We start from the raw sequence: 25889 nt of genomic DNA, 5'->3' as shown, positions 1-25889 counted from the left end.
TGGCATAACAGGTCGAAAATAGCTTTGTGCAGCCAACCAGACCGCGCTTATGCAACGTTTTTTTCTACTAATTTTTGCCCTCTTGATCAGCACTTTAACCCGGGGCCAGCAAGGCGCCATTGTGGGCAAGGTACTGGACAAAAAAACCGGCGAGGCCGTCATTGGCACCACGGTGGTAGTGGCCGGCACCACGCAGGCCGCCCCAGTGGACGTGGCGGGTAACTACGAGCTGAAGCTACCGGCGGGCACCTACAACATCCTGATGACGTACCTGGGCTACAAGCCGATGAACTTTGCAGGCGTGGTGGTGACGGCGGGCCAGAAAACGACCCTCAACGGCACGCTGGAGGAGAATACGACCGAGCTGAAAGAAGTGACCGTGACCGGCCAAAAGCAGACCGGCACCGAAGTGGCGCTGATCCAAGACCTGCGCAAGAGCGAAGTGGTGGTGAGCGGCATGTCGAACGACCAGATTGTGAAGACCCTGGACCGCGACGCGGCCGAAGTGGTGAAGCGCATTCCGGGTGTGACGGTGCAGAACAACAACTTTATCGTGATTCGCGGGCTGGCCGAACGCTACAACACGGTGCTGCTGAACGATGCTCTGACGCCCTCGGCCGAGGTGGACACCCGCTCGTTCTCGTTTGATATTCTGCCTTCTTCGGTCATCGACCGGGTGCTGATTTTCAAGAGCGGCTCGCCGGAGTTGCCGGGCGAATTTGGCGGCGGCGTGGTGAAAGTGTACACCAAGAACTCGGTGCTCGACAACTCGACTTCGCTGAGTGTTTCGGGCTGGGCGCGAAGCACCAACACCTTCAAGGGCGGCTACCTGAGCACCAACCACAGCAAAACCGACTTCCTGGGTTTCGACAGCGGCCAGCGCGACATGCCAAGCGCCGTAACGGCCCTTTCGCCGGGCAAACCCACCGATGCGGCCCAGGCCGAAGCCGTGCGCGGCAGCCTGCGCAACGAGTTTCTGCCCAGCGTGGGCACCTCGCGGCCCGACCTGCGGTTTTCCCTCGGCCTCAACCGCCGCTTCGACATCGGGCGGGCGTACGTGAGCAACGTAACGTCTATTTCGTACTCGTCTACTCAAGAGCAGTACACCTCGGAGCGGCAGCGCTTCAATGAATACCGCGCGGGTATTCTCGACCCCAAATTCAGCTACACCGACACCCGCAGCGTGTCGGCGGTGCGCCTGGGCATCATTCACAACTACCAGGTGCGGCTGAACGACCACAACCGCCTGGAGCTGCGCAATTTTTTCAACCAGTACGGCACCGACGAGGTGGTGAACCGCCAAGGGCTGAACTTTGAAAACGGCACCGGCGAAGACGCGCAGCAGCGCAACGACTACGCCCTGCACTACCAGAGCCGCAGCATTTACTCGGGCCAGTTGGGTGGCACTCACGAGGTGGGCGCCGCCGGCCGCAGCACCATTACCTGGGCTACGGGCTACAACCACGTGAGTCGCGACGAGCCCGATTACCGGCAGAACCAGCAGACGCGCTACAACCGGCCCGATACCGACGAAAGCCCCAACCCGTTTGTGGTGTCCGTCGACGTGGTGCCGCAGACCAGTTCCCGCTTCTACTCCAAGCTGGGCGAAGACACCTACATGGCCAGCGGCCAGTTTGAGCAGCGCCTGCCGGGCCGCGACACGCTCAGCGCCAACCTCTACAAGCTGCGGGCCGGGTTCTACGCCGAAGAAAAGCGCCGCAGCTACACCAGCCGCTACTTCAACTACACCCGCTCGGCGCGCTTCAACCAAGCCCTGGCCGCGCTGCCGCTCAGCAGCATTTTCGACGAAGCCAACATTTACCCCAACGGCGGCTTTGTGATTCGCGAAGGCACGCTTCCGCAGGACCGCTACACCGGCGAAAACCGCCTAGTGGCCGGCTACCTGAGCGCTGTGGCGCCGCTGTCGGACAAATTTAACCTGAGCGGCGGCGTGCGAGTGGAGTACAACCGCAAGCAGCTGGCCTCGGGCGAAACGGAGTCGGCCACGGCCACCAAAAAGCCCTACGAGGAAATTCGCACGTTCGTGCTGCCCTCGTTGAACGCGACGTACACCTTCAACGAGCGGCACCTGCTGCGGGCTGGTTCGAGCGTGTCGGTGAACCGCCCCGAGTTCCGCGAAATTGCCGACTACACCTACTACGATTTCAACACGAACTTCTTTGTGCAGGGCAACGACTCGTTGCTCACGGCCCGCATTTACAACGCCGATTTGCGCTACGAATTCTACCCCACGCGCTCGGAAATGCTGTCGGTGGGTGTGTTCTACAAGCACTTTACCGACGCCATCGAGCAGGTGACGCGCTCCAACGGCAACGTGACGCTGACCTACCAAAACGCCGACCGCGCCTACGACGTGGGCGTGGAAGTGGAAGCCCGCAAGTCGCTGGCCACGGTGGTCGACAACGCGTTCTGGCAGCGCTTCTCGTTCGTGGTCAACGCTTCGCTGATTCGCAGCCGGGTGCAGCTCGACACGGCCCTGGCGCAAAACAAAGACTTCGCCCTCACCAACCGCCCGCTGCAGGGCCAGTCGCCCTACGTGGTCAACTTCGGCACCTTTTACCAGGACGACGACCGGCGCTGGCAGGTATCGGCGCAGTACAACGTGGTCGGGCCGCGCATCACGTTTGTGGGCGACCAGCGGCAGAACTTCAGCGTGTTTGAGCTGCCGCGCCACGTGGTGGACCTGGCCGTGACCAAGGGCTTTGGGCCGCACCTGGAAGTGCGAGCCGGCGTGCAGAACCTGCTAAACCAGTACGTGCGCCAGTACTACGACCTCGACCGCAACGGCAAAATTGCCGACTTCGAGCAGCAGGCCGTGTATGCCCGCTACCGGCGTGGCCAGTACTCCACGCTGGGCCTGACCTACCGCTTTTAGCAGCGGCCGGAACACAGAAACGTAACACCCGCGCAACGAAACCATAACGCCCACCCCTACCGGGTGGGCGTTTCTGTGTCAGAGCTTTGCAGCGTCAAGTCCCACCCTGGATTACACCTCGCTTTACGCCATGAAAAAGACTGTACTCGCTCTGTTGTTCGCGGCTTCGGTAGCGGCCGCGCATGCCCAAACCACCTGCCCCGCCACCGCCCCGAACGTAGTGGCCGTGGGCAGTGGCACGCCCGACAAATCGGGTTTTGCCATAACCGCCAACACCACCTGGACCCGCAATAACATCTACCTGCTCAACGGCATCGTGTACGTCAACAGCGGCGTTACGCTCACCATCGAGCCGGGCACCATCATCAAGGGCAGCTTTGCCAACCAAGGGGCACTGGTCATCCGTCAGGGCGGCCGCATCAACGCAGCCGGCACGGCTTCGCAGCCCATCGTTTTCACTTCCGAAAAGCCGGCGGGCCAGCGCCAGCCCGGCGACTGGGGCGGCATCATCATCTGCGGCAACGCCCCTACCAACCGCACCGGCAGCCCCCAGATTGAGGGTGGCACAGAGGCTACCTACGGCGGCACCAATCCGCTCGACAACTCGGGCGTGCTGCAGTACGTGCGCATCGAATTTCCCGGCATTCCGTTTCTGCCCGGCAACGAAATCAACGGCCTGACGCTGGGCGGCGTGGGCGCCGGCACCACCATCGACCACATTCAGGTAACGGCTTCCGGCGACGACTCGTTTGAGTGGTTCGGCGGCACCGTCAACGCCAAGTACCTCGTGGCCCTGGCCGGCACCGACGACGATTTCGACACCGATTTCGGCTACTCGGGCCGCGTGCAGTTTGGCATTGCGGTGCGCGACCAGAGCCGCGGCGACTTCGCCACGAACGGCGTGTCGAACGGCTTCGAAAGCGACAACGACGGCACCAACAGCGCGGCTACCCCCCAAACCTCGGCGGTGTTTTCCAACATGAGCGTGTTTCTGCCCACGACACCCGCGCCGGCCAGCCCGTTTGCCAACTCGGCCGGCGCGCTTATCCGCCAGAATTCGTCGCAGAGCATCTTCAACAGCGTGTTTGCGGGCCGCCGCGCCGGGCTCGAAATCAACGGCGGCGCCCCCGGCACTACCCAGGCCAACGCCACGGCGGGCACCTTGCTGTTTCAAAACAACGTGCTGGCCGGCTACAGCCCCCGCGCTGCCCGTTTGGGCGGCACCTCTGCCGCCACGCCGGCCTTCAACATCAACGCCTTTGTGGGCGGCAACGGCAACGATACCACCCGCACGCTGGCGGCGCTGGGCCTGAACTACGACAACCTGTTCTTTGAAGGCAACTGCGGCAACAACCGCCAGTGCGCCCCGAACTTTGCCTTGCCGGCGGCTTCGCTGCTGAACACGGGCGCCGCCTTCACCAACGCCAAAGTAACCGGCACCGGCAACGGCGGCGTCAACGGCACCTTCGACGTGGTAACGTTCCGCGGCGCGTTCGGCAACACCAACTGGACCGAAGGCTGGACCAACTTCAACCCCCAAACCACCTGCTACAACGTGCCCGGCCAAGTGCTGGCCACCCAGCCCGCCAGCAAAGCCCTGCAAGGCCTGAGCGTGGCCCCGAACCCCACGGCCGGCGCCGCCACGCTACGGTTTGAACTGCAGCGGGCCGGCGCGGTATCGGTGCGCGTGCTCGACGTGACGGGCCGCGAAGTAGCCGTGGTGCGCCAGAACCAGCAAGCCGCTGCCGGTCAGCAGGAAATTGCGCTGCCGGCCACGCTGAAATCGGGCCTCTACATTGCCACCGTCAGCGCCGGCGCCGATGTGCTAACGGTGCGCTTCGTGGTGAGCCAATAAGGACGGCGCTGTTACGTTATCTATTGCAGTGAATGAGTGGGCCGGCCCGCTCCCATCCGGGGGCGGGCCGATACCGTTTTGGGGCGCCGCTACTGCCCACAATGCCGTAGCTTGCGCTTTCGTTGGCCCAATTCCCCTCGCTGCTTTCTGCTTATGCCGCTCCCGCGCGTGCTCATGCTGCCCAAATGGTACCCCAACCGCTACGACGACCAGGACGGCGACTTCGTGGCGCGGCACGTGGACGCCATTGCGCGCGTGGCCGACGCCGACGGCCCGGCCCGCATAGCCGTGGTGTTTGCCGCCGTGGCGCGGGGTCCGCTGCCGCGGCTCATCGACGTGGAGGTTGACCTAAAGGGCCGCGTGCCCACCTGGCGCTACTACTACCGCGCCCGCCTCACCGGCATCGGCCCGGTCGACCGCCTGCTGAAGCTGGTGCTGTGGACACTCTGCACCTGGCGCGGTCTGCGGGCAGTGCGCCGGCACTGGGGCGGACAGTGGCCCGAAATCGTGCACGCCCACGTGCTGCTGCGTACCGGTGCCTTTGCCCTGGCCCTGAAATGGCTGCGCGGCATTCCATACCTCATTACCGAAAACTGGACGATTTTCGCGCCGGCCAACGTGTGGAAGCTCGGCCGGTTTCGGCAGTGGCTGGCCGGCCTGCTGGTGCGCCAAGCCGCTGCCTACACCCCTGTTTCCGACGATTTGCGCCGCAACCTTGCCCGGCTGGGCGGCGTGAACCCGCGCACCGTCATCGTGCCGAACGTAGTGGATACCGAGCTGTTTCATTTGCCTGCTGCCGGCCAGCGACGGCGCGGGCTGCTGAACGTAGCGGCGTTCAACGAAAAGGCCAAAAACCTGAGTGGCCTGCTGCGCACCGTGGCCCGCCTGCGCACCGCGCATCCGCACTTGAACCTACATTTGCGCATTGCCGGCTACGGCGCCGCCGAAGCTCAGATGCACCAGCTGGCCACCGACCTGGGCCTGCTGGCCGATGGTACGGTGGAGTTTTTGGGCAAACTAACCTCGCCGCAGGTAGCCGAAGAAATGCGACGGGCGCAGGCCTTTGTGCTGTTTTCCAACTACGAAAACTTGCCCTGCGTGCTCATCGAAGCCCAGGCCAGCGGCTTGCCGGCGGTGGCCACGAGCGTAAACGGTGTACCCGAACTGCTCCCGCCCGACGGCACCCGCGGCCTGCTGGTGCCGCCCGCCGACGAAGCGGCGCTGGCCCAGGCGCTACTGACGGTGTTGCAGGCCGATACCGCCCGCTTCGACCCTGCTGTGCTGCGGGCCGCTGCGGAGGAAAACTTCAGCTACCCAGCCGTGGGGCAACGTTTTGCGGCCCTCTACGCCAATATTGTTCGCACGCCGGTGCCGCAATCGGTAGTTGCCCGCTAGCCCTATGCTGCGCCGCCTCATTCAGACGTTTGCCGCCCGTTTGGGCATTGCGCTGCTCAACTTCGCGGTGGTCCTCGTCACAGCTCGGTTTCTGGGCGCGGCGGGGCGCGGGCAAGTCAGTTTGTTTGTGACCGACGTAGCGCTGCTGCTGCTGTTCATTGGGCTGCTGGGCGGCTCGTCGCTGATCTACCTGGGCGCGCGGCGCAACCAGTGGCATTTGTTGGTGCCGGCCAGTGCCTGGGCCACGCTGGTTTGCCTGCTGGGCACGGCGGGCGTGTGGCTCTGGCGGCACCCGTCGCCCACGTACTTGCTGCATCTGCTGGGCATTGCGTGGCTGCAGGCGGGCTTGTCCATCACCACTTCGCTGCTGCTGGCCCGGCGCCGGGAGCAAACCTACAACCTACTGAACCTGGCCCAGGCCGGGCTACTGGCCGGTGGCCTCTGGCTGGTGCTGTCGGGTTTCGAGGAACGGACCGTAGCGGCGTATTGGTGGGTGAGCTACCCGGCCTACGGCTTGCCGCTGCTGGTTAGCCTGCTGCTGCTGGCCCGCACCACCGACGGGTGGGCGCGCGGCGCCGGTTTGCGCGCGGCCGTGCGTGAGTTGGCCCAGCACAGCCGCGGGGCGCATTTTTCCAACATCCTTTCGTTCCTCAACTACCGCCTCAGCTACTACTTTGTGGCGGCGCTGGCCGGGCCCAAAGCGGTGGGCGTGCTGTCGGTGGGTACGGCGCTGGCCGAGGCTATTTGGCTCATTCCGCGCTCCGCGGCCCAGGTGCAATACCTCGACCTGGTGCACGCCCACGACGAGCAAACCGAAGCCCACGCCACGGCCCGCACGGCGCGGCTGGCGCTGCTGGCCACGGCTGCGGCCGTGCTAGCGCTGGTGGCCCTGCCGGCCGCTGTGCTGGCGCGCATTTTCGGCCCGGAATTCGGGGCGGCGCGGCCCATTATTGCGCTACTGGCCCCGGGCACCCTCGCCATCAGCCTTTCGATGCTGATGAGCAGCTATTTTGCTGGCCTGGCCCGCTACCGCATCAACAACTGGGCGCAGACGGTGGGCATTGCGGTTACGCTGATGGGCTGTGCCGTGCTGATTCCGCGCTACGGCGCCCAGGGCGCGGCCTTAGCCACCACGATTTCCTACCTCGCTTCCACAGGCTATTTGCTCTGGCAATTTCGGCGGGCCACCACCTTGTCGCCCAGCCATTTTATACCGCGCTGGCAAGACCTTGCCGGTTGGCGGCAACTGCTGCAGCGCTAAAACCAAGCGCGTATATCAGCGCAGCGGCTGCACGTGTACCGCAAAAGCGGGATTGGGCGCGGCGTGCGGCTGATGCACCTGCGCGGGCAGCGGCGTGGGACTGTAGAGGGCGCAGAGCGTGTTTTGCACGGCGTACAGCTGGCCCGCGGCCGTAGCGGGTATGCCATCCAGCAGCCCGGTTAGTACTTCCCAGCGCGGTTGGCCCGGCTGCTGGGCGGCATCGTGCCACACCACTACCGACTGCGGATGCAGCAGTTCGGCAAACACGCGCTCGGTGTCGCGCCGCACGGCCTCGTAGCGGTGGTCACCGTCAATGAACACCACGTCGAAGGGGCCGAGGCCGCCGAAGTTGAAGGTGGCGGAGTTGCCGTGCAGGTGCGTGACGTTGGGCAGAGGCCGGGAAAAGTGGCCGTGCAGGTCGATGTACGCCTGGGCCATGCCCATTTGGCGCAGCTCGTCGGCCGAGAGGTTGAGCGTGTGGACCGTGGCGGCTACATCGGCCACGGCGGCGGCGCTTTCGCCCCGCCACGTCCCGATTTCGAAATACGAGGCGCCCGGTTTTTGGCGGGCCAGGGCACGCAGCAGCAGCAAATCGGTAGGCAGGGAGCCGCCGCCACCGAAGGCGAAAGGGTGTACGGTGTCGCCGCCCGGCGGCAGCAGGTTGGTCAGCGGCGTCTCGGGCAGGCCGTATTCGCCTACCTGCCAGCGGGCTGCGTGGCGCAGCGCTTGGCGTTGCCACGCGTCGGTGTCGGCGGCCAGCACGTGGTTGAGCAGCCAGGGGTTGCGGGCGAGGCTGCCCAGGGCACGCAGGGTTTTGGAAAGACGAGACACGGCCAGCAACGAAAAAAGCACAGGAAAGCAGCTGCAAATATGCGGCATGCAGCGCCATACCGTTGCCGGAAGAGCCGCCGGCGCAGCTTCCGGTACCGCACCCGCATCAGCAAGAGCCTGATTCCGGTGCAAAATTGGCAGTTGCAGTGTTGCGTGCCCTGGACCAATTTCATCACTTTGCAGCCATTGGGCGCAGGTTTATTGCGGTATAGCCCGTATCATTATCCTTTTTTTCTCCTCGATAGCAGCCTTTTTCTATCCTGCCCTGTCTAGGCGCCAGACGCCCGGCACGGGCGTGGTTACATGCCGGATTTTTACCCCGACCTCGACGATCTGCTTGCCCGTTGCCGGCGCCGCGAACCGGCGGCCCAACGGGCGCTTTACACCCGCTACGCCGGCAAAATGCTGGGCGTAGCGCGGCGGTATGCGCGGTCGTTGCCCGAGGCCGAAGACATCCTGCAGGACGCCTTCGTGAAGGTATTTACCCGCATTGCCGACTTCCGGGCCGAAGGCTCCCTGGAAGGCTGGATCCGGCGCGTGGTCGTTACCACGGCCATCAACCACTTCCAGAGCGGCAAACTGCGCCGCGCCCAGGTGCAGCTCGACGACATTCTGGAGCCCGCCGCGCCGGAATCCGACGCGCTCGACCGCCTGAGCGTGGCCGAAGTGCTGGCCCTGATTGAGCAGTTGCCCGACGGCTGCCGGCTGGTGCTGCTGCTCTACGCCGTCGATGGGTATTCGCACGCCGAAATCGGGGAACTGCTCGGCATTCAGGAAAGCACCTCCAAAGCGCAGCTTAGCAAAGCGCGCAAACAACTCTGGCTGCTGCACCAGCGGCACAACTTTGTTCGATCATGAGTGAGGAACCCGACTTCAACCGCCTGGACGAATCGTTGCGCGAGGCGTTTAGCGACTATACGTTGCCACCGGCCGCGCCCGTGTGGCGGGGCATTGAGGAGCGCCTGGCCGCGCTGCCGCCCGAGCCGCGCCCAGCGCGCCGGCCGTTGCCGCTGCCGTGGCTGCTGCCGCTGGCCGTGCTGTTGGGCGTAGCCATTGGTTGGCTGCTACCGAAACGGGTGGTTGTGCCGCCGAACTCCACGGTGGTAGCACGCACTTTGTCTCAGTCAGCAACCCCAGCAACACTGGCCCCGGCCGCGCTTGCCCGCCGGCAGCCCGCAGCCCACGTTTCTGCGAGCGGCTACTCTTCGCTACAGCACTCAACCAGTGACTCTCGCCTGGTGCGGCTGCCGGCTGTTCGGCCCGCGGTTGGGCGCACCGCTGTAGCACCGCAGTTGGCCTCGGCAGGCGCCATTTCGCCCCAAGCATCCGTACTGACAACGGTAGTTGTGGCCTCTGTAGATTCGATTCGCACGAGTTCTAGCGAAACCGCAGCCGCGGCTCGCCCGCAGGTTTCCGCCGGTCTTGCCTTCGGCCTTGCGGCGCCTGATTCGGTGCCCGGCGCTTTGCGCGAGCTGGTGGCCCTGGAGCGCGCCACGCAATGGCAGCGGCGCGATTCGGCCGCCCCGCAGCTGGCCGTGCTGCGCAGCGCGCTACGCGCCAAGCGCGCCGAGCTGATTCGGCTGCGGCTGCAAACGGACAGCCTGCTGCTGGCGCTGGGCGAGGCACCCGGTACCGAAGCGCCGGCCGTTGCGGCCACTCCCGCCCCGGCCCCCGACACCGCCCAGCCGCACCGCCCGCCCCACCGCTGGAGCCTGCTGCTCACGGGCGCGGCCGAGCAGAACTACCTGCGCCTGAATACCTCCGACACGCTGCTGGCCTTGCGCCGCAACCACGAAATGGGACGCAAGGGCATCAACGTGGCGGCCATGGCCGAATGCCGCCTCACCGACCGCCTAAGCGTGGGCGCGGGCTTGGGCTACAACACCCTGGGCACCGAAATGCGCCTGACCAACCGCCGCACCGACGTGACGGTGACCTACGACACGACCATTACGCACACCAGCCAGTATTTCACCAGCACGCATACGGTGTACTCGGTGCGCGACCGGCTGGTGCCGCAACTCTCGCCGGTGTTCAACCAGAGCGGGCAGGTGCTGCGCTACGACACGGTGTACGTGGCCATTCCCGACACGGTATTCACCACCATCCTGCAGCACGACAGCATCCGGACGACACAGAAAACCGTGACGCCGCTGGTGAGCAAGCGCGAAACCACCACCTACAAAACCCTCACGCCCAACTACCGCTTCGTGACGCTGCCCCTGCTGCTGCGCTACCGCCTCACGCCCGCCACGGGCTCCCGTTGGTGGGCCGATGTGGCCGCTGGCGCGCAGGTGCAGCTGTTTTTGGGCGGCACGCAGCTCGTGACCGAAGACGGCCGCAGCTACCGCACCGAGCGCATACGAGTGCACGAAGGACCGTTCCGGCCGCTCAACCTGGTCCTGAGCGGCAGCCTGGCGCTGAACTACGGGCTGACCTCGCGGCTGAGCGTGAGCGTAGCGCCGGCCCTGCGCTGGCAGGCTTTGTCGGTGTACCGGCCCGCGGCGGGCGTGCGGCAGCAGTCGACGGCAACGGGGCTGCAGTTTGGGGTGCGCTGGGCATTGTAGCCGCCGCTGGAAAATATTTCACCGGGCCGGAAGCCTTTTGTCAGCAACTCCGGTCTGGTGCCATGAAAGGGAAAGTTGCCTACCGGCCGGGGTCAGTTTTCCAGCCCGCACCACAGCGTTGCGCGCGGTGGGTGTCTGAACCTTCTATCATCCGATGATGAAATTTCTACGCGTATTTTTTTTGCTCATAGTCCTGCTTGGCGGTAGCCGGTGGGCCTCGGCGCAGCACGCCGTCTGGGCGCGTGGCCTATACCCCACGGCCAGCAGCTTCCAAGCTGCTACCGACGCGGCTGGCAACAGCTACGTAGGGGGCGAGTTTCGCAACGAGTTTCACCTGTGGGGCTTCTCCTGCGGCGGCTTGCTGAACCTGAACGACTACGACTCGTTTGTGGCCAAATTCGACGCGGCCGGCAACGTGCAGTGGCTGCTGCCGGCTTCGGGCACCAACGACGACTTCCTGAGCAGCATCACCACCGACCCGGCCGGCAACGTGTACGTGGCCTTCAAGTCGCGGCCCAAAACGCTGGGGCCGGGCACGACGCCGGTGCCGTTCACATTCGGCGGCCAAAGCCTGTCGTCGGTGGGACTTTACCTGGCCAAAATCAGCCCGGCGGGCGTGGTGCAGTACCTGCGCTACCTGAACCAGGGCGACACCTCGGCCGATGTTACCGCCCTGGCCGCCGACGCAGCTAGCACCTGCTACGTAGCGGCCAATGGCGAATCGGGGGTGACAATGGGCAGCTTCGTGTTTTCACCGGGCAGTAACGCTTCCAGTTCCATGATTTTGCGCGCCGATGCGGGCGGCACCATTACGCAAGTGCAGCAGTACGTGCCGCAGCCCGAAACCAATTTTGGCCCCTACCATAAGATTCACGCCATGAAACTGGGGCCACAGGGTGACCTGTACTGCACCGGCGGCTACGCAGGCGAAGTCACTTTTGGCGGCGCGGCGCCCGTAGTGCTAGGCACCAGGGGAGGAACCAGGGTGCACACTTTCGTGACCCGGCTTTCCACTAGCGGCAACACGCAATGGGCTTTGTCCTCCAGTACCAGCGCTGGCCCGGGTCAAGGCAATGTTGACCTTGCAGGCCATTTGGCGCTGGATGCTGCCGGCAACGCCTTCGTAGTGGGGGACTCCAACTTTCCTTCGGTGTCCTTCGGGTCGGAGACATTCAATTCGTCGGGCTGTTTCACCGCTAAAATCTCTGCGGCCGGCGTGCCCCAGTGGATTCGCGGAGCAGCCGGCGGTTCGGGCTTCGTGCGGGCCGGCGTAACCGTAGACCCAGCCGGCAACGTGTACCAGCTGGGTTCCTTTGGCGGCCCCACCACCAACTCCATTACCTTCGGCAGCACCACGCTCATCAGCCCGGCGCCGCTCTCAGCGGCCGGTTTCAAGCGCATTTGCCTGTTCGTAGTCAGCTACGATGCGGCTGGCAACCTCCGCTGGGCCCGCACCTCTACGCCTACGGTTCCGCGCAAGGTGCCCACCTTCTCCAACGCCAGCCAGGGCGAGGTGCTGACGAGCGACGCGGCCGGCAACCTCTACGTGACGGGCCAGTTGTACGAGGACGCCTTGTTTGACCAAGAGCAGTTGCCCACGGGCGGCTTCGTGCTGCGCCTTGACCCCGCGGCCTCCCTCAGCGGCACCGTGTACCTCGACCAGAACGGCAACGGCCAGCGCGACACGGGCGAAGGTGGTTTTCCGAAGAGCGTGGTTCTCACCGAAACCAACCAGCAGCTGAGCTACAGCACCGTGGCCGGCAGCGGGCAGTACTACGTGTTTGGCAACGCGGGCGCCTACAACCTGGCCCTGCCGAATGTACCGGCGCACTACACCCTCAGCCAGGCGGCGGCCGGCTATAGCGGGCAGTTTCCGGCGGCGGGCCAAACCACCAGCGGCCTGGATTTCGGTCTGAGTCCGGTGGCCAACGTGGCCGACGTGCGCGTGACCCTGACACCCTACGGGGCTGCCCGGCCCGGTTTTCTAACCAAATACCGCGTGACGCTGGAAAACACGGGCACTACCACGGCCGCCGGTACGCTGAGCGCCACGCTCGATGCGCGGGCGCAGTACGTGGGCAGCACGCCGGCCGGCTCCGCCAGCGGCAACACCGTCAGCTGGAGCTACAGCGGCTTGGCGCCGTTTGCCAGCCGCAGCTTCGACGTGCAGTTCAGCCTGCCCATCAACACGGCGCTGGGCACGGTGCTCACGTCGTCGGCCACGGCCGTGCTGGCCGGCGACACCGAACCGGCCGATAACACCAGCACCGCGCAGCAGACCGTAACGGGCTCGTTTGACCCCAACGACATGACCGTGAACTACACCCAGCTCACGCCGCAGCAAGTGGCCGCCCGCCAACCGCTCGACTACACCATCCGGTTTCAGAACATGGGTACCGACACGGCCTTCACCGTGGTGGTGCAAGACACGCTGAACATCCAGCGGCTGCAGCCGGGCTCGTTGCAGCTCATTGCGCAGTCGCACAACTGCCACTGGAGCCTGACGGCCCACGGCGTGCTCACGGTGAGCTTCCGCGACATTGACCTGCCGGCGCGCAACACCAACGTTATTGCCTCGCAGGGTTTCGTGCGCTTCCGGGTGCAGCCGCAGCCGAGCTTGGCGGCCGGCGTGGTTATTCCCAACGCCGCCCGCATTCTATTCGACTACAACGCCCCGGTGCGCACCAACACGGCCACCACCACCGTGCTGATGCCCACGGCCCTAACAGCCGCGCACACCGCCGCGGCCTGGAGCGCCTACCCCAACCCCACGAACGATGCCGTTACCATTGTCGCCGATTTGCCAAAGGGCGGCTCGGCTACGCTGCAAGTGCTCGACGCGCTCGGCCGGCTGGTGCAGGAAACCACCGTGCCGGTAGCCGCCGGTACCCTGCGCCACACACTTAACCTGCAAACCGTGCCCAGTGGGGTGTATGTGCTGCGCCTGCACACCCCCGACGGGCAGATGACCAGCCGCCGCCTTGTGCGGCAGTAAGCGACTTTCTATTGCTAGTGAACCACTTTCAACTGGGTTAATGAGAAAGGCCTGTGGTGCTTGCCGCAGGCTTTTCTTCCCGACTTGGGCATGGTTTACAGAGCTTTTGATGCCGAATCATTTACTCGACGCTACCCAGCAGATGGCGTAGAGGGTTGTTTTCCACTTTCCACAATTCTAGTATGCATTTACCCTTACCCCTGCTCGCGCCAAGGCGCGGAAACCCAGCCTTTATCAGCACGGCTCTACGGCGGCCGTTACGCCACTTCCACCGGGGTGTGCTGGCGCTGGCCCTGTGGCTGCTGACGGCCCTGGCCGCCCACGCCCAGGCCCCCGCCAACGACGACCCCTGCGGCGCCGTGAACCTGCCGCTGCAAGGCAGCCTGTGCACCACGCTCACAACGGGCACCAATGTGGATGCCACCACCACCGTGCCAAACGGCTACACGGTGCAGGGCACGCCCAAGGATGTGTGGTTTAAGTTCACCACCGCCGCCACGGGCCCGGCCAGTTTCGGAGCTACCATCACCGTAAACGGCAACCCGGCCGGCCTGGTGCAGCTGTTTTCGGCCGCCGGCTGCGCGGGGCCCTTCACCACCATTGCCACCTCGGCATCGAGCACGCCGAATACTTCGGCGCCCCGCTTGGTTACGGGTTTGCTGCAGGCCAGCACCACGTATTACGTGCGGGTGTCGGGGGCTTTTGCCTCTGACCAGCCGGGGCCGTTTACCATCTGCGTGAGCGACGGGCCCGGCACGGCCGTCTGCGACCCGCCCACCTTCGGCACCTTTACCAGCACCAGCCCCACGACCGGCACCATCACCATTACCAACGGTGTCAATACCGTCCCCCCCTACACCGTCACCATTCGGAACGCCACGGCCCAGAATACCTTCGGCACGTTCACCACGTCTACCCGCACGCTAAACTTGACTGGCCTGACGCCCGGCAGCCAATACGAAACGACGATTTCGGCCAGCTGCGCGTTTGGCACGCCCGTGTCTACTACCTACACGTTTTCGGTGCCGATTACCAACGACAACCCCTGCGGCGCCGTGGCCCTGCCGCTGAACGGGAACGTGTGCACACCGGTAGCGGCCAGCACCTACGGCGCCACGCCTTCGGGCGTCGGCGGCAGTTCGAGCAACTGCGTGGGCAGCGGTATCACCTACGCCAACGACGTGTGGTTTACGGTGCAAACCGAGGCTACCGGCCCGGGCAGTACTTCGCTCTACCTGACCGTTAATGGCACGGCGGCCAAGCGCGTGGTGCTGTTTAGCCCCAGCAGTGGCGGGTGCATTGGTGCCTTCACCCCGGTGGCGTGCGTTATCAACAGCGGCTCGGCCGGCGTGGCCACGCCCCAGCTCACGGCCACGGGCCTGACGCCCAACACCACCTACTACGTGCTCGTCGATGGCGTGGGCCTCTTCACCAGCGCGCCGGGCGGCCCGTTTACCATTTGCGCCGCCTCGGTGCCGCCGTGCGGATCCATCGTCAACACGCCCAGCACGACGGCCGTTACCGCTACCTCGGCCCGGGTGCTGTTCAGCCCACCGAGCACCCCGCCCACGCCCGTCAACTACACCATCACCTACACGCCGCAGGGCGGCCAAACGGCCACGGTATCGGGCGTGACCAGCGGGTATACGCTAACGGGGCTTACGCCCGGCACCACGTACTCGGTGTGCGTGGCCAGCAACTGCACGGGTGGCGGCCAGTCGCCGCCGGTGTGCACGTCGTTTACCACCACGGCGGCCTGCCCGGCGCCCACCACGCTCAACGTTACCGGCATTACCACTTCCACGGCCGTACTGAGCTTCAACCGGCCTGCCAACGGCGTTGACTACGTGATTACGCTGACCCCGCAAGGCGGCGGCACGCCCATTACCATTACCAGCGCCACGCAACCCGTCACGCTGACCGGGCTTACCCCTGGTACCACCTACGCGGTGAGCATAGTGGCCAACTGCGGCAGCGGGCTGACGTCGGCAGCGGCGACGACCACCTTCACCAGCGCCGCGCTGTGCCCCGCCGTTTCGGGCCTCACCGTGACGCCGGGCGCAAACAACACGGCCACGGTGCAGTTTACGGGCCCGCCCAACGCTACCGATTACCTGCTCACGTACACGCCCGCCGGCGGCAGCCCGGTTACGGTGCCGGTCACGACTTCGCCCGTGGTGCTCAACGGCCTCACGCCGCTGGTGGGCTACACGGTGAGCGTGGTGACCAACTGCAGCGGCGCCCTTACGTCGGCTGCGGCCACAACCTCCTTTGCCTTGTTGCCCTACTGCACCAACGTGGCCGGCAGCTGTTTTGGCCCTACCATTTCGGGTGTGGCCATTCCGGGCACCACGCTCAGCAACCTGGGCACCTCGTGCTCGACCAGCACTTCCAACAGCGCCTACTCGGTGTACCCCGATGCGGGCAATACCACGGCCACCTTGCGGCGCGGCCAGACCTACCAGTTGGCGCTGACTCCCGGCGTCAGCGCCGCCGACCTCACTGCGTGGATCGACTACAACCAGAACGGCGTGTTTGAAGCAGCGGAAGGGTTTCAGGTGGGATTTGGCACCTTAGCCGGCAGCACGGCCACCACCAGCTTTACCGTGCCCGCCACGGCGCCGCTGGGCCGCACCGGGCTGCGGGTGCGCAGCCGCACCAACGGCTCGGGCAACACCCCCGCCGACGCGTGCACCACGTTTGGCACCGGCGAAACGGAAGACTACATCATCACCATCGGGGCGGTTTCGGCCACGCAGCCGGCGGCTTTAGCGGCCCAGGTAGCCTTGTACCCAAACCCCGCGCACCACGCGTTTTCGGTGTACCTGCCCGCACTGCTCGGGCGCACCGCCACGGAAGCCGTGCTCTACAACGCCCTCGGCCAACGCGTGCAGCAACGCACGTTGGAGCCCACCTCCGCAGGAGTTGGTGCGGAATTCGACGTGAGCGGCTTGTCGCGCGGCGTGTACTCGCTGCACCTCGCCACCACGGCCGGGCCGATTACCAAACGAGTGGTGGTGGAATAACCCTGCTGCTTTCTGCATACAAAACGCCCTTCGGCTTGTGGCCGAAGGGCGTTTTTTGTTTCTGCCAGTACCGCCTAGCTGATGGGCACCTTGCGCAAAATGGCTTCAATCAAATCCTGGGTGCGCACGCCGTCGGCTTCGGCCTCGTAGGTGAGCATGATGCGGTGGTTGAGCACGTCGGCGGCCACTTCCTTGATGTCTTCGGGCAGCACGTAGTCGCGCTCGTCGAAGAAGGCCACGGCGCGGGCGGCACGGTGAATGGCAATGCTGGCGCGCGGGCTCACGCCGTACTGCACGTAGGGTGCGAAGTCGGCCAGGTCGTACTCGGCGGGCTTGCGGGTGGCAAAAATCAGCTCGATGATGTACTTCTCCAGCGTGTCGGAAATCTGCACCTGGTTGATGAGGTTGCGGATGCCGAACACGTCTTCCTTGCTGAGCACGGGCTGCACGTCGGAGCTGTAGGAGAGGTTGGCCATGCGGCGCATCACCTCCAGCTCCTCGGTTTTCTTGAGGTAGTCGACGTACACTTTCATCATGAACCGGTCGACCTGAGCCTCGGGCAACGGATAGGTGCCTTCCTGCTCGACGGGGTTTTGGGTAGCCAGCACCAGAAACGGCAAATCGAGCGGGTAGGTGGTTTCGCCGATGGTTACCTGCCGCTCCTGCATGGCTTCGAGCAGGGCGCTCTGCACCTTGGCGGGGGAGCGGTTCACTTCGTCGGCCAGCACGAGGTTGGCGAAGATGGGCCCGCGCTTCATCTCAAACTCCGACTTGTTCTGATTGTAGATCATGGTGCCCACGAGGTCGGACGGCAACAGGTCGGGCGTGAACTGCACCCGCTGAAACTGCAGCCGCAGCACCCGCGCCAGCGTGCTGATGGTGAGAGTTTTGGCCAATCCTGGCACACCTTCGAGCAGAATATGCCCCCCCGTGAACAGGCCAATAAACAAGCGGTTGAGCATGTACTGCTGCCCCACTACCACTTTGCCCACTTCGGACGAGGCTTGGCGGATTTTCTGTTGGTAATGCTGGGTGAGGTCGGGGGTGGCGGCTGGCTCTGACATAGGCAAACGGACTGGCAGGTGGCTAAAGGTACGAGCGGGTGCCGGATGGGTCGACTACTGTTGGGAATTGCACCCAACCACCTTATATAAGTATATAAATCACAAAATATCCAATACAAGGCATATACCATCATCGTATTGTATCACTTAACCAAGAGCACGTGACTTTCGCCAAGTACCATTCCGAGTGCGACCAGCAGATATTTTTACGCAAACAGTTGTATTACAAGGCACAATTCAAGAAATAGACCCTTTGCGGACGTGGTACTATAGCTAGACCTCTGCCCTATTTCGGTTTTAGTCTGCCCGTTTTCACAGCCTTTTTCTTTTCACCATCACAACACACCGCATGCACAAAGCTTTACTTACAGGCCAGCCCACACCCTGGCTTACATTCTTCAGAACACTCTGGCCATTCCGGCTACGGACGGCCCTGGGTCGGCCCGCAGGGTGGCTGGCCGTGGTTGCGTGGCTGCTTGCGGCCCACGGCGGCACAGCCCAGACGGTGACCGTACCAGCCGGCAACACCGGCACGTCGTCGAGCCGCTTCCCGCTAGCGGGCTACTTTGGCTACGAACGCACGGCCATGATCTACCTCAACAGCGAGGTCAGCACGGTTCCCGTCAATGTGCAAAGTGTAGCCTGGTACTTTACCACCAAGGGCACGGGCACCCTCGGGACCACGCCTGTGAAGGTGTACATAAAGGAAACCAGCACCAGTTCGTTTGCCGTTGCTACCACCGTCGCTACGGAAGAAACCGGGGCCACGCTGGTGTACGACGGCACGCTACCGGCTGCCACCTTCACCAACAACACCTGGATAACGCTGCCGCTACCGGCTCCGTTTTACTACACCGGGTCGCAAAACCTGGAAATCATCGTTGAAACCAACGCTACAGGCGGCGGCAACGGCGAGAGCAGCGGCACCAAGCAGCTCCGCTACTCCACGGCTACCAACCGCGCCCAGATCTGGGCAACGGATACAAGCCCACCCACGAGCACAGGCTCGATTACCAGCAACCGGCCCAACCTGCAGGTGGTGCTAGGCCCGCCACCATCCTGCCTGCCCCCTTCGGGGCTGACGGCCAGCAACCTAACTACTACCACGGCCGACCTGAGCTGGACGGCTACCGGCGGCGGCACCTTCACGCTGCAGTACGGTCCGACCGGCTTTAACCCGGTTACCGGCGGCACCACTGTGCCGAACATCGCGGCCGGCAGCTATCAGCTAACGGGCCTGACGCCCAATACCGCGTACCAGTTCTACGTGACGCAGAACTGCGGCGCCAGCAACAGCACCCGCACCGGGCCCAGCAGCTTCACCACACCCGCCCCGGCGCCCGACTACGTCATCAGCCGCAACACCGGGGTCAGCTACACGTCAATTCAGAGCACGGGCACCAGCTTCACGGGCTGGAGCAGTACCTCCAGTACCGACGATAACGTGAGCGGCAGTACCGCCATTGGCTTTGGCTTCCAGTACCTGGGGCAGACCGTGACGAACTTCCGCGTCAGCACCAACGGCTGGCTGAGCTTCAACACCGCGCAGGTACCTTCCGGCACCGATAACTACGCCAACACCCTCGGCAACGGCAGCGCCAACACCATGCTGGCCCCGTTCTGGGAAGACCTGGTGCTGCAGGGCAACGCGGGCACCGCCGCCGCACTGGCCGCCGCCAAACTCAAGTATCAGCTGAACGGCACTGCCCCCAACCGCGTGCTGACGGTGGAGTGGGCTGAGATGGAAACCTTCAACAACCCTGGGCCGAACCTGAACTTCCAGGTGAAGCTCTACGAGGGGGTCAACGCCATCGAATATGTCTACGGCAACATGTCGGGCTTCGACGGCAGCAACAACTACACGTACTCGTATTCCCTGGGCCTGAGCGGTCCTTCGGCAAGCAATGGGCAGTACCTGGCCCAGCAGGTACCGAACGCCGCGTACTTCCTGAACAGCAACGCCACAACGGCCAACACCGGTGCCAATGCCTTGGCCATCGTGCCGAGCTGCAACAGCAGCATCCGCTTTGTGCCGGGGACCTTCACAGCCGGTACGCCGCCCACGGTCGCCGCTCCCACCAACGATGAGCCCGCCGGCGCTACGGCTTTGACCGTGGGCACAGTGCCCCCGACGGACTTCTGCGCCGTGTACTCATCGGCTGGCGCCACGGCCAGCGGCAGCATCACCACCTGCTCGGCCGCCACACCCGGCACGCCGGACGACGACGTGTGGTACAGTTTCACGCTGCCTACCGTGAGCAACGTGACCGTGACGCTGCGCAGTTCCGGCGGCTACGACGGCGTGCTGCAGCTGTTTAGCGGTACGCCGGGCAGCCTGACGGCCGTGTCCTGCGTCAACGCCACGGCTAACGGCCTGACGGAAAACTACGCCAACGCGGCCCTGGCCGCCGGCACCTACTACGTGCGCGTGTACCACGCCGGCACCGGCTCGGGCACCAGCGGCAGCTTTGTGCTAGCGGCCTACGCCACGCCGGCGCCGCCTGCCAACGACGAGTGCGCTACCGCTACGGCCCTGACGCCCAACGGCACGACTTGCACGCCCCTAAGCGGTACCACCATTGGGGCCACGGCCAGCAGCGGCGCGCCCACCTGCACAGCCACTACGCCCGGCACCCCCGACGATGACGTGTGGTACGGCTTTACAGCCACGGCCAATGCGGGTACCCTCACCGTGCAAAGCGGCTCAGGTTTCGACGCCGTGGTGCAACTGTATTCCGGTACTTGCGGTACGCTTAGCTCGCTGGGCTGCATCAACGGCACCTCAACCGGTGGCGCCGAAGTTGGCAACCTTACGGGACTCGTTGTTGGTCAACCCTACTACGTACGGGTATACCACGCGGGAGCCGGAACGGGCTCGGGCAGCTTTAGCATCTGCCTAGTGCTGCCCACCTGCACCGACCCCACCGCCGTGAGCGTAACGGGTATCACCTCAACGTCTGCTAACCTGAATTTCACCGCCGGCAACGGCGCCGTAGACTACGCGGTGACCCTGACGCCGCAAGGCGGCACGGCTGCCACCATCACTCCGGCCCCCACGGCTTCGCCGGTAGCCCTGACGAGCCTGACCCCCAGCACCCAGTACACGGTGACGCTGCGGCAAAACTGCGCCGGTGGCCAGCAAAGCGGCCTAATTACGCGAACCTTCACCACGGCCCCAGCTAATGATGACTGCGCGGGCGCTACGCCCATTACCAGTATCGGAGTAGGCACCTGCGGCACGGCCTTGACGGGCACGAACGTGTCGGCCACGTCCTCGACCGGCGTAACTGCGCCCGGCTGCGCCAGCTATGCGGGCGGCGACGTGTGGTACACGGTGCAGGTACCGGCCAATGGCATCATCCAGCTCGAAACCGGCTCGGTCAGTGGTTCGTCGGTAAGCGACACCGGTATGGAAGTGTACTCGGGCAGTTGCGGCAGCCTGACCGCCATTGAGTGCGACGACGATGACTCGCCCACCGGCGCCTACTCGCTGATTCGCCTGACCGGCCGCACGTCCGGCGAGACCCTGTATGTACGGGTATGGGAGTATAGCAACGATACGTTTGGTTCCTTCAGCATCTGTGCCCAAACCGACGCGGCCTGCTCGGCACCCACCAACCTGACGGCGGGCAACCTCACCAGCACTTCGGCCAGCATCAGCTTCACGGCTGGCAGCGGCAACACCAGCTACACCGTGCGCTACACGGCGCTGGGCGACTCCATCAGTACCACCGTGACGCCGGCTCCGACGGCTTCGCCGGTAGCCCTGACGGGCCTGACGCCCAACACCCAGTACACGGTGACGGTGGTGGGAAACTGCTCCGGCGGCCTGACTTCTACGGCCGCAACCGTCACGTTTACGACGCTGGTTCCGCCGCCCGCCAACGATGAGTGCGCAGGGGCTACGGCTATTTCCAGCATTGGTGTGGGCACTTGTGGCACACCGGTCAACGGCACCACCATTGGCGCTACCGCATCAGCCGGTGCTCCTACTCCTACTTGCGCCAACTACACTACCGGCGACGTATGGTACACGGTGCAGGTGCCGGCCAACGGTGTCGTTCAGGTCGAAACCCGCAGCGTAACCAGCTCAGCGCTAGTGGATACGGGTATGGAAATGTACTCAGGCAGCTGTGGCAGCTTGACCGCCATTGAGTGCGACGACGACGACTCACCCGACGGGCAGTTTTCTTTAGTTCGCCTGTCCGGCCGCACGCCGGGCGAAACGCTGTATGTACGGGTATGGACCTACGGCACCAAGGACCGGGGAGCTTTCACCGTCTGCGCCCAAACCGACCCGGCCTGTACCCCGCCCACTGTCGTAGCCGCTAACTCCCTTACCTCGACGTCGGCCAGCATTAGCTTCACGGCTTCGGCCTCGGCTACGAGCTACACGGTGACCTACACGCCGCAGGGGGGCTCGGCTACGACCATTACACCGGCTCCGACGGCTTCGCCGGTAGCCCTGACGGGCCTGACGCCCAGTACCCAGTACACGGTAACGGTGACCAGCAACTGCGCGGGCGGCCTGACGGCTGCGGCTTCGAGCATTACGTTTACAACGCGGGCTCCGGCTCCGGCCAACGACGAGTGCGCCTCGGCCACGCCCATCACCAGCATCGGGGTGGGCAGCTGCGGCACGGCCGTGAGCGGCACCAACGTGGGGGCCACCGCCTCCTCGACCACGGGCACACCCGCGCCGGGCTGCGCCAGCTATAGTGGCGGCGACGTGTGGTACTCCTTGACGGTGCCGGCCAACGGCGTCGTGCAGGTGCAAACCGACCAGGGCAGCGGTACCAGCCTTTCCGATACCGGCTTGGCCCTCTATTCGGGCAGCTGCGGTAACCTCACGCTCATCGGCTGCGACGACGACGCTGGCACGGGTGCCTTCTCGCTGCTGCGCGCCACCGGCCTGACGCCGGGCAGCACCGTTTACGCCCGTGTGTGGGAGTACGGCAACGACGAGTCCGGCTCCTTCAGCATCTGCGCCCAAACCGACGCACCCAACCTGGTTGTCAGCTCATCGCAGAACCTGCCGGGCGGCACTTACAACAATGTGACTATCACGGGCACGGGTGCGCTGTACCTGCAAGGCGACCTGGTGGTGAACGGCGCCTTGGTGGTGCAGACGGGCGGCTCGTTGTCGACCAACAACAGCGGTACTTGTGCTACCATCACCGGTCCGGGCAGCTTCACGCTGCAGAGCGGCGCCATTTTTGGCATCTGCTCACCGGCCGGCGTCAGCGCAAGCGGCGCTACGGGCTCGGTACAAGTAGCGGGCACGCGTAGCTTTAGCTCAGGCGCCCTTTACGTGTACAACGGTGCGGCGGCCCAGGTTACGGGCTCGGGTCTGCCGGTTCAGGTGCGCAGCCTCACCGTGGGCAACGCCGGGGCCGGGGTCACGCTCAGCCAGGCCTTGGCCGTAAAAGAGGACCTTGCCTTGCTGAATGGCAACCTGACGACCAATGGCAACGGCCTGACCCTGCTGTCGGATGCGGCCGGAACCGCCGTGGTGAACAACACCGGAGGGGTAGTAAACGGTACGGCTGCGGTGCAGCGCTACATCAGCCCGGCCCTGAACGCCGGCGCGGGTTACCGCCACTACTCGCCGCCGGTGAGCAACACCACGGTAGCCGATCTGGCCACCAGCGGCTTTACGCCCGTGGTCAACGATGCCTACAACTCCTCGGCCACGCCCAACCTGGTGACGCCGTTCCCCACGGTATTCGGCTACGACGAAAGCCGGGTGCTTACCAGCCCTGCTACCACGTACAGTGCGTTTGATAAAGGCTGGTTCTCGCCTACTGCCCTGAGCGACGCGCTGCAAGTGGGCCGTGGCTACACGGTCAACATTCCGGCTTCGCAGACCGTGGATTTCGTTGGCTCGCTCAACAACGGCTTGGTTAGTCGCCCGCTTGCCCGCACCGGCGGCGCCAACGGCGGCCTGCACCTGGTGGGTAACCCCTACCCCTCGCCGCTCGACTGGAGCCAGGTACTCATCCCGGCCGGCCTCGACAACGCGATGTACGTGTACCAGAGCAACAGCCAGTACGGCGGTACCTACCGCAGCTACATCAACGGCTTCGGCGACCCGCTGGTAGCCACGGCGCAGGCATTCTTCGTGCGCGTATCGCCGGGCAGCACCTCCACCACGCTGGCCCTCACCAACGCGGCCCGCGTCACGAGCTTCTCCGCTACGCAGCCCACGTTCAACCGCGGGCCGGAAACCCGGCCGGTGGTGCAACTGGCTCTGCGCGGAGCCGGGGGTACCGATGACGCCACCATCTACTTCGAAGCTGGCGCTACAGCCGGCATGGACGGGCGTTACGATGCCCTGAAGCTGCAATACAACGGCGGCGGTGTGCCGTCGGTGTTTGCCCTGGCCGCCGGTACGCAGCTGAGCATCAACGGCCTGCCCCTGCTCACGACGACCACTGTGGTTCCGTTGGGCGTGGTAGTACCGCAAGCAGGGTTGTTTACCTTCGAAGCCAATCGCCTGCTGAACCTTCCTGGTGCCGGCGTGTACCTGCACGACGACGTGACGGGGCTGGATGTGGATTTGCGTCAGCAGCCCACGTACACATTCAGTGCTACCGCGGCCGCCGTGCTGACCACCCGCTTCTCGCTGCGCTTCGAGCCCACGCGGCCCACGGCCAACCAAACCGGCCTCGACGCCGCTAGCGTGAGCGTGTACCCCAACCCGGCCCACCAGAGCTTTACGCTGCTGATGCCGGCCGTAACGGGTGCCAAGCACTTGCAGGCCACGCTTTACAACAGCATTGGTCAGCAGGTTCTGCAGCAGTCGGCCACGCTCTCCGCTGCCGGGGCGCAGGTTCAGATCAATGTGTCGCACCTGGCCACGGGCGTATACACCTTGCGCATTCTGGCCGGCGACGCCGTCGTTGCCAAACGGGTAACGATTGACTAAGCCCTTCTTCACTTCAGCACCTGGGCTGGCGCTGCCGGCCCGGGTGTTCTTTTCGCTTGATTCATTCCCCCTTCTGGCATGACACTACCCAAACTCTTTCTTCGGCTGGCCTCCTCACTTGTATTAGGTCTGCTGTTTACGCTCTCGGCGGAGGCGCAAGACCCCGGCTCGGGCGGCCCGCTGCCGGGCACTCCAACGGCAGTTCCGCTCGACGGCGGGGCTTCGCTGCTACTGGCCGCTGGCGCCGCTTACGGGCTGAAACGCCTACGCACCAAGGTCCGTCAATAACCTTTTCACCTTCCGGAAAAAAGCCCGCGCGGCGCTGCTCACTCCGAGTAGCGCCGCGCTTTTTTGCGCTGATTTGCTGCCGCTTGGCCGTGGGGCAACGAGCGGGGTTGATGTTGGCTGGGTTGAGAAAAAGGCGACGCAACTCTGGCACGGGAAACCCGCGCAGCTTGAACAAACTGTAGGTGCCAGGAATGAGGGCTTACCGAAAGTTTCATTGTAAGAAATACGACGGCGCCAATGGCTTACGCAGCGCCTTTATTGCTTACGATTCACACGCATGCAATTGGTGCTATAACCACGGTCAGTTGTTCTACATCCAGCAATGTGATAAAGCACCAAATGCCAAGCACCGTCAATTCACTGGTATTTCGCGCAGAATGCCCCGTAAACCAGTTCGAACAACCTTGATGATGCGCCTCACTGCGCTATTCAAGCTCAACCTGAGTGGTAGAGCAAGCCGTGCTTAACCTAGTTGGGGTAAAATACTCCGCTCAAAGTCACGAGTACTTAAGCCTTTTGTGACAGGCCGCAGAGCCATCTAATACTCGTTTAGCTACAGCCATGTCGTCGTATCACAGCCCGCCGAGTGGTACATCGATAATACTTCTCCACCTTCACCCCAGAGCGTAATTCGAGCAGGGTATCGTTGGGTCTTCTATTACGCTCGTTGCCTACCAAGTCTGGCCAGTAGTCCGCAAATCCTTCCTCCGCCCTGCAATAGGAATTGTCTCTAAACACACAACGCCCCGCCGGCAGTGCCGGCGGGGCGTTGTGCAGAGGGCG

Annotated in this window: 12 protein-coding genes; 10 read left to right on the top strand and 2 right to left on the bottom strand. The window is 64.2% G+C overall.

The genetic code is table 11. From position 1 onward, the window contains the following. The first annotated feature begins 82 nt into the window (after positions 1 to 82). From F0P96_RS19485 to F0P96_RS19470, 4 genes are all read left to right on the top strand, one after another. Entirely contained in the window at positions 83 to 2896 is a 2814-nt protein-coding gene (locus F0P96_RS19485) for a TonB-dependent receptor (RefSeq protein WP_160620171.1), read from the top strand. A gap of 130 nt (positions 2897 to 3026) precedes the next feature. Next, the gene (locus F0P96_RS19480) at positions 3027 to 4751 is read left to right on the top strand and encodes a T9SS type A sorting domain-containing protein (protein ID WP_151080672.1); all 1725 of its coding nucleotides are present in this window, start codon (positions 3027 to 3029) and stop codon (positions 4749 to 4751) included. Positions 4752 to 4904: 153 nt separating this feature from the next. Beyond that, the gene (locus F0P96_RS19475; protein ID WP_151080671.1) at positions 4905 to 6146 is read left to right on the top strand and encodes a glycosyltransferase; all 1242 of its coding nucleotides are present in this window, start codon (positions 4905 to 4907) and stop codon (positions 6144 to 6146) included. A gap of 4 nt (positions 6147 to 6150) precedes the next feature. Continuing rightward, a complete protein-coding gene (locus F0P96_RS19470; protein WP_151080670.1) occupies positions 6151 to 7407 on the top strand; it encodes a lipopolysaccharide biosynthesis protein in 1257 nt (418 codons plus the stop codon). A gap of 15 nt (positions 7408 to 7422) precedes the next feature. Here F0P96_RS19470 and F0P96_RS19465 read toward each other — a convergent pair whose 3' ends face one another. Further along, complete coding sequence (locus tag F0P96_RS19465) at positions 7423 to 8238, bottom strand: class I SAM-dependent methyltransferase (RefSeq protein WP_160620173.1); 816 nt, start codon at positions 8236 to 8238, stop codon at positions 7423 to 7425. A 303-nt stretch (positions 8239 to 8541) separates the two neighbouring features. On the opposite strand from F0P96_RS19465, the gene F0P96_RS19460 reads away from it, so the two are divergent. The 4 genes from F0P96_RS19460 to F0P96_RS19445 all read left to right on the top strand — a co-directional run bounded on the left by F0P96_RS19460 (position 8542) and on the right by F0P96_RS19445 (position 16826). After that, complete coding sequence (locus tag F0P96_RS19460; protein WP_151080668.1) at positions 8542 to 9096, top strand: RNA polymerase sigma factor; 555 nt, start codon at positions 8542 to 8544, stop codon at positions 9094 to 9096. Beyond that, positions 9093 to 10805, top strand: coding sequence for a hypothetical protein (locus F0P96_RS19455; protein WP_151080667.1), 1713 nt, complete (start codon positions 9093 to 9095; stop codon positions 10803 to 10805). The genes F0P96_RS19460 and F0P96_RS19455 overlap by 4 nt, the downstream gene beginning before the upstream one ends. A 181-nt stretch (positions 10806 to 10986) precedes the next feature. Then, positions 10987 to 13800 (top strand): DUF7619 domain-containing protein, encoded by a 2814-nt coding sequence (locus tag F0P96_RS19450; protein WP_160620175.1) that lies wholly within the window; start codon positions 10987 to 10989, stop codon positions 13798 to 13800. 278 nt (positions 13801 to 14078) lie between these two features. After that, positions 14079 to 16826, top strand: coding sequence for a fibronectin type III domain-containing protein (locus tag F0P96_RS19445; protein ID WP_151080665.1), 2748 nt, complete (start codon positions 14079 to 14081; stop codon positions 16824 to 16826). 74 nt (positions 16827 to 16900) lie between these two features. Here the strand turns inward: F0P96_RS19445 and F0P96_RS19440 are convergent, their stop codons facing one another. Continuing rightward, a complete protein-coding gene (locus F0P96_RS19440) occupies positions 16901 to 17890 on the bottom strand; it encodes an AAA family ATPase (protein ID WP_151080664.1) in 990 nt (329 codons plus the stop codon). Between the two features lie 349 nt (positions 17891 to 18239). Between F0P96_RS19440 and F0P96_RS19435 the strand changes: the two genes are divergently transcribed. Both F0P96_RS19435 and F0P96_RS19430 read left to right on the top strand, forming a co-directional pair. Continuing rightward, positions 18240 to 24818, top strand: a complete 6579-nt coding sequence (locus tag F0P96_RS19435) for a T9SS type A sorting domain-containing protein (RefSeq protein ID WP_151080663.1) — start codon at positions 18240 to 18242, stop codon at positions 24816 to 24818. A gap of 78 nt (positions 24819 to 24896) precedes the next feature. Next, positions 24897 to 25106 (top strand): PID-CTERM protein-sorting domain-containing protein, encoded by a 210-nt coding sequence (locus F0P96_RS19430; protein ID WP_151080662.1) that lies wholly within the window; start codon positions 24897 to 24899, stop codon positions 25104 to 25106. The last annotated feature ends 783 nt before the right edge of the window (positions 25107 to 25889 follow it).

The organism is Hymenobacter busanensis (assembly GCF_008727865.1).
GTDB lineage: Bacteria > Bacteroidota > Bacteroidia > Cytophagales > Hymenobacteraceae > Solirubrum > Solirubrum busanense.
The sequence above is the reverse complement of the archived record's forward strand: the minus strand, read 5'-3'. Positions and strand labels throughout refer to the sequence as shown.

What these genes read in the sequence shown, in the direction of transcription:
- F0P96_RS19480 (WP_151080672.1), top strand. Translation starts at nt 3,027, where the DNA reads ATGAAAAAGACTGTACTCGCTCTGTTGTTCGCGGCTTCGGTAGCGGCC.
- F0P96_RS19475 (WP_151080671.1), top strand. Translation starts at nt 4,905, where the DNA reads ATGCCGCTCCCGCGCGTGCTCATGCTGCCCAAATGGTACCCCAACCGC.
- F0P96_RS19460 (WP_151080668.1), top strand. Translation starts at nt 8,542, where the DNA reads ATGCCGGATTTTTACCCCGACCTCGACGATCTGCTTGCCCGTTGCCGG.
- F0P96_RS19455 (WP_151080667.1), top strand. Translation starts at nt 9,093, where the DNA reads ATGAGTGAGGAACCCGACTTCAACCGCCTGGACGAATCGTTGCGCGAG.
- F0P96_RS19440 (WP_151080664.1), bottom strand. Translation starts at nt 17,890, where the DNA reads ATGTCAGAGCCAGCCGCCACCCCCGACCTCACCCAGCATTACCAACAG.
- F0P96_RS19430 (WP_151080662.1), top strand. Translation starts at nt 24,897, where the DNA reads ATGACACTACCCAAACTCTTTCTTCGGCTGGCCTCCTCACTTGTATTA.
- F0P96_RS19435 (WP_151080663.1), top strand. Translation starts at nt 18,240, where the DNA reads ATGCACAAAGCTTTACTTACAGGCCAGCCCACACCCTGGCTTACATTC.
- F0P96_RS19470 (WP_151080670.1), top strand. Translation starts at nt 6,151, where the DNA reads ATGCTGCGCCGCCTCATTCAGACGTTTGCCGCCCGTTTGGGCATTGCG.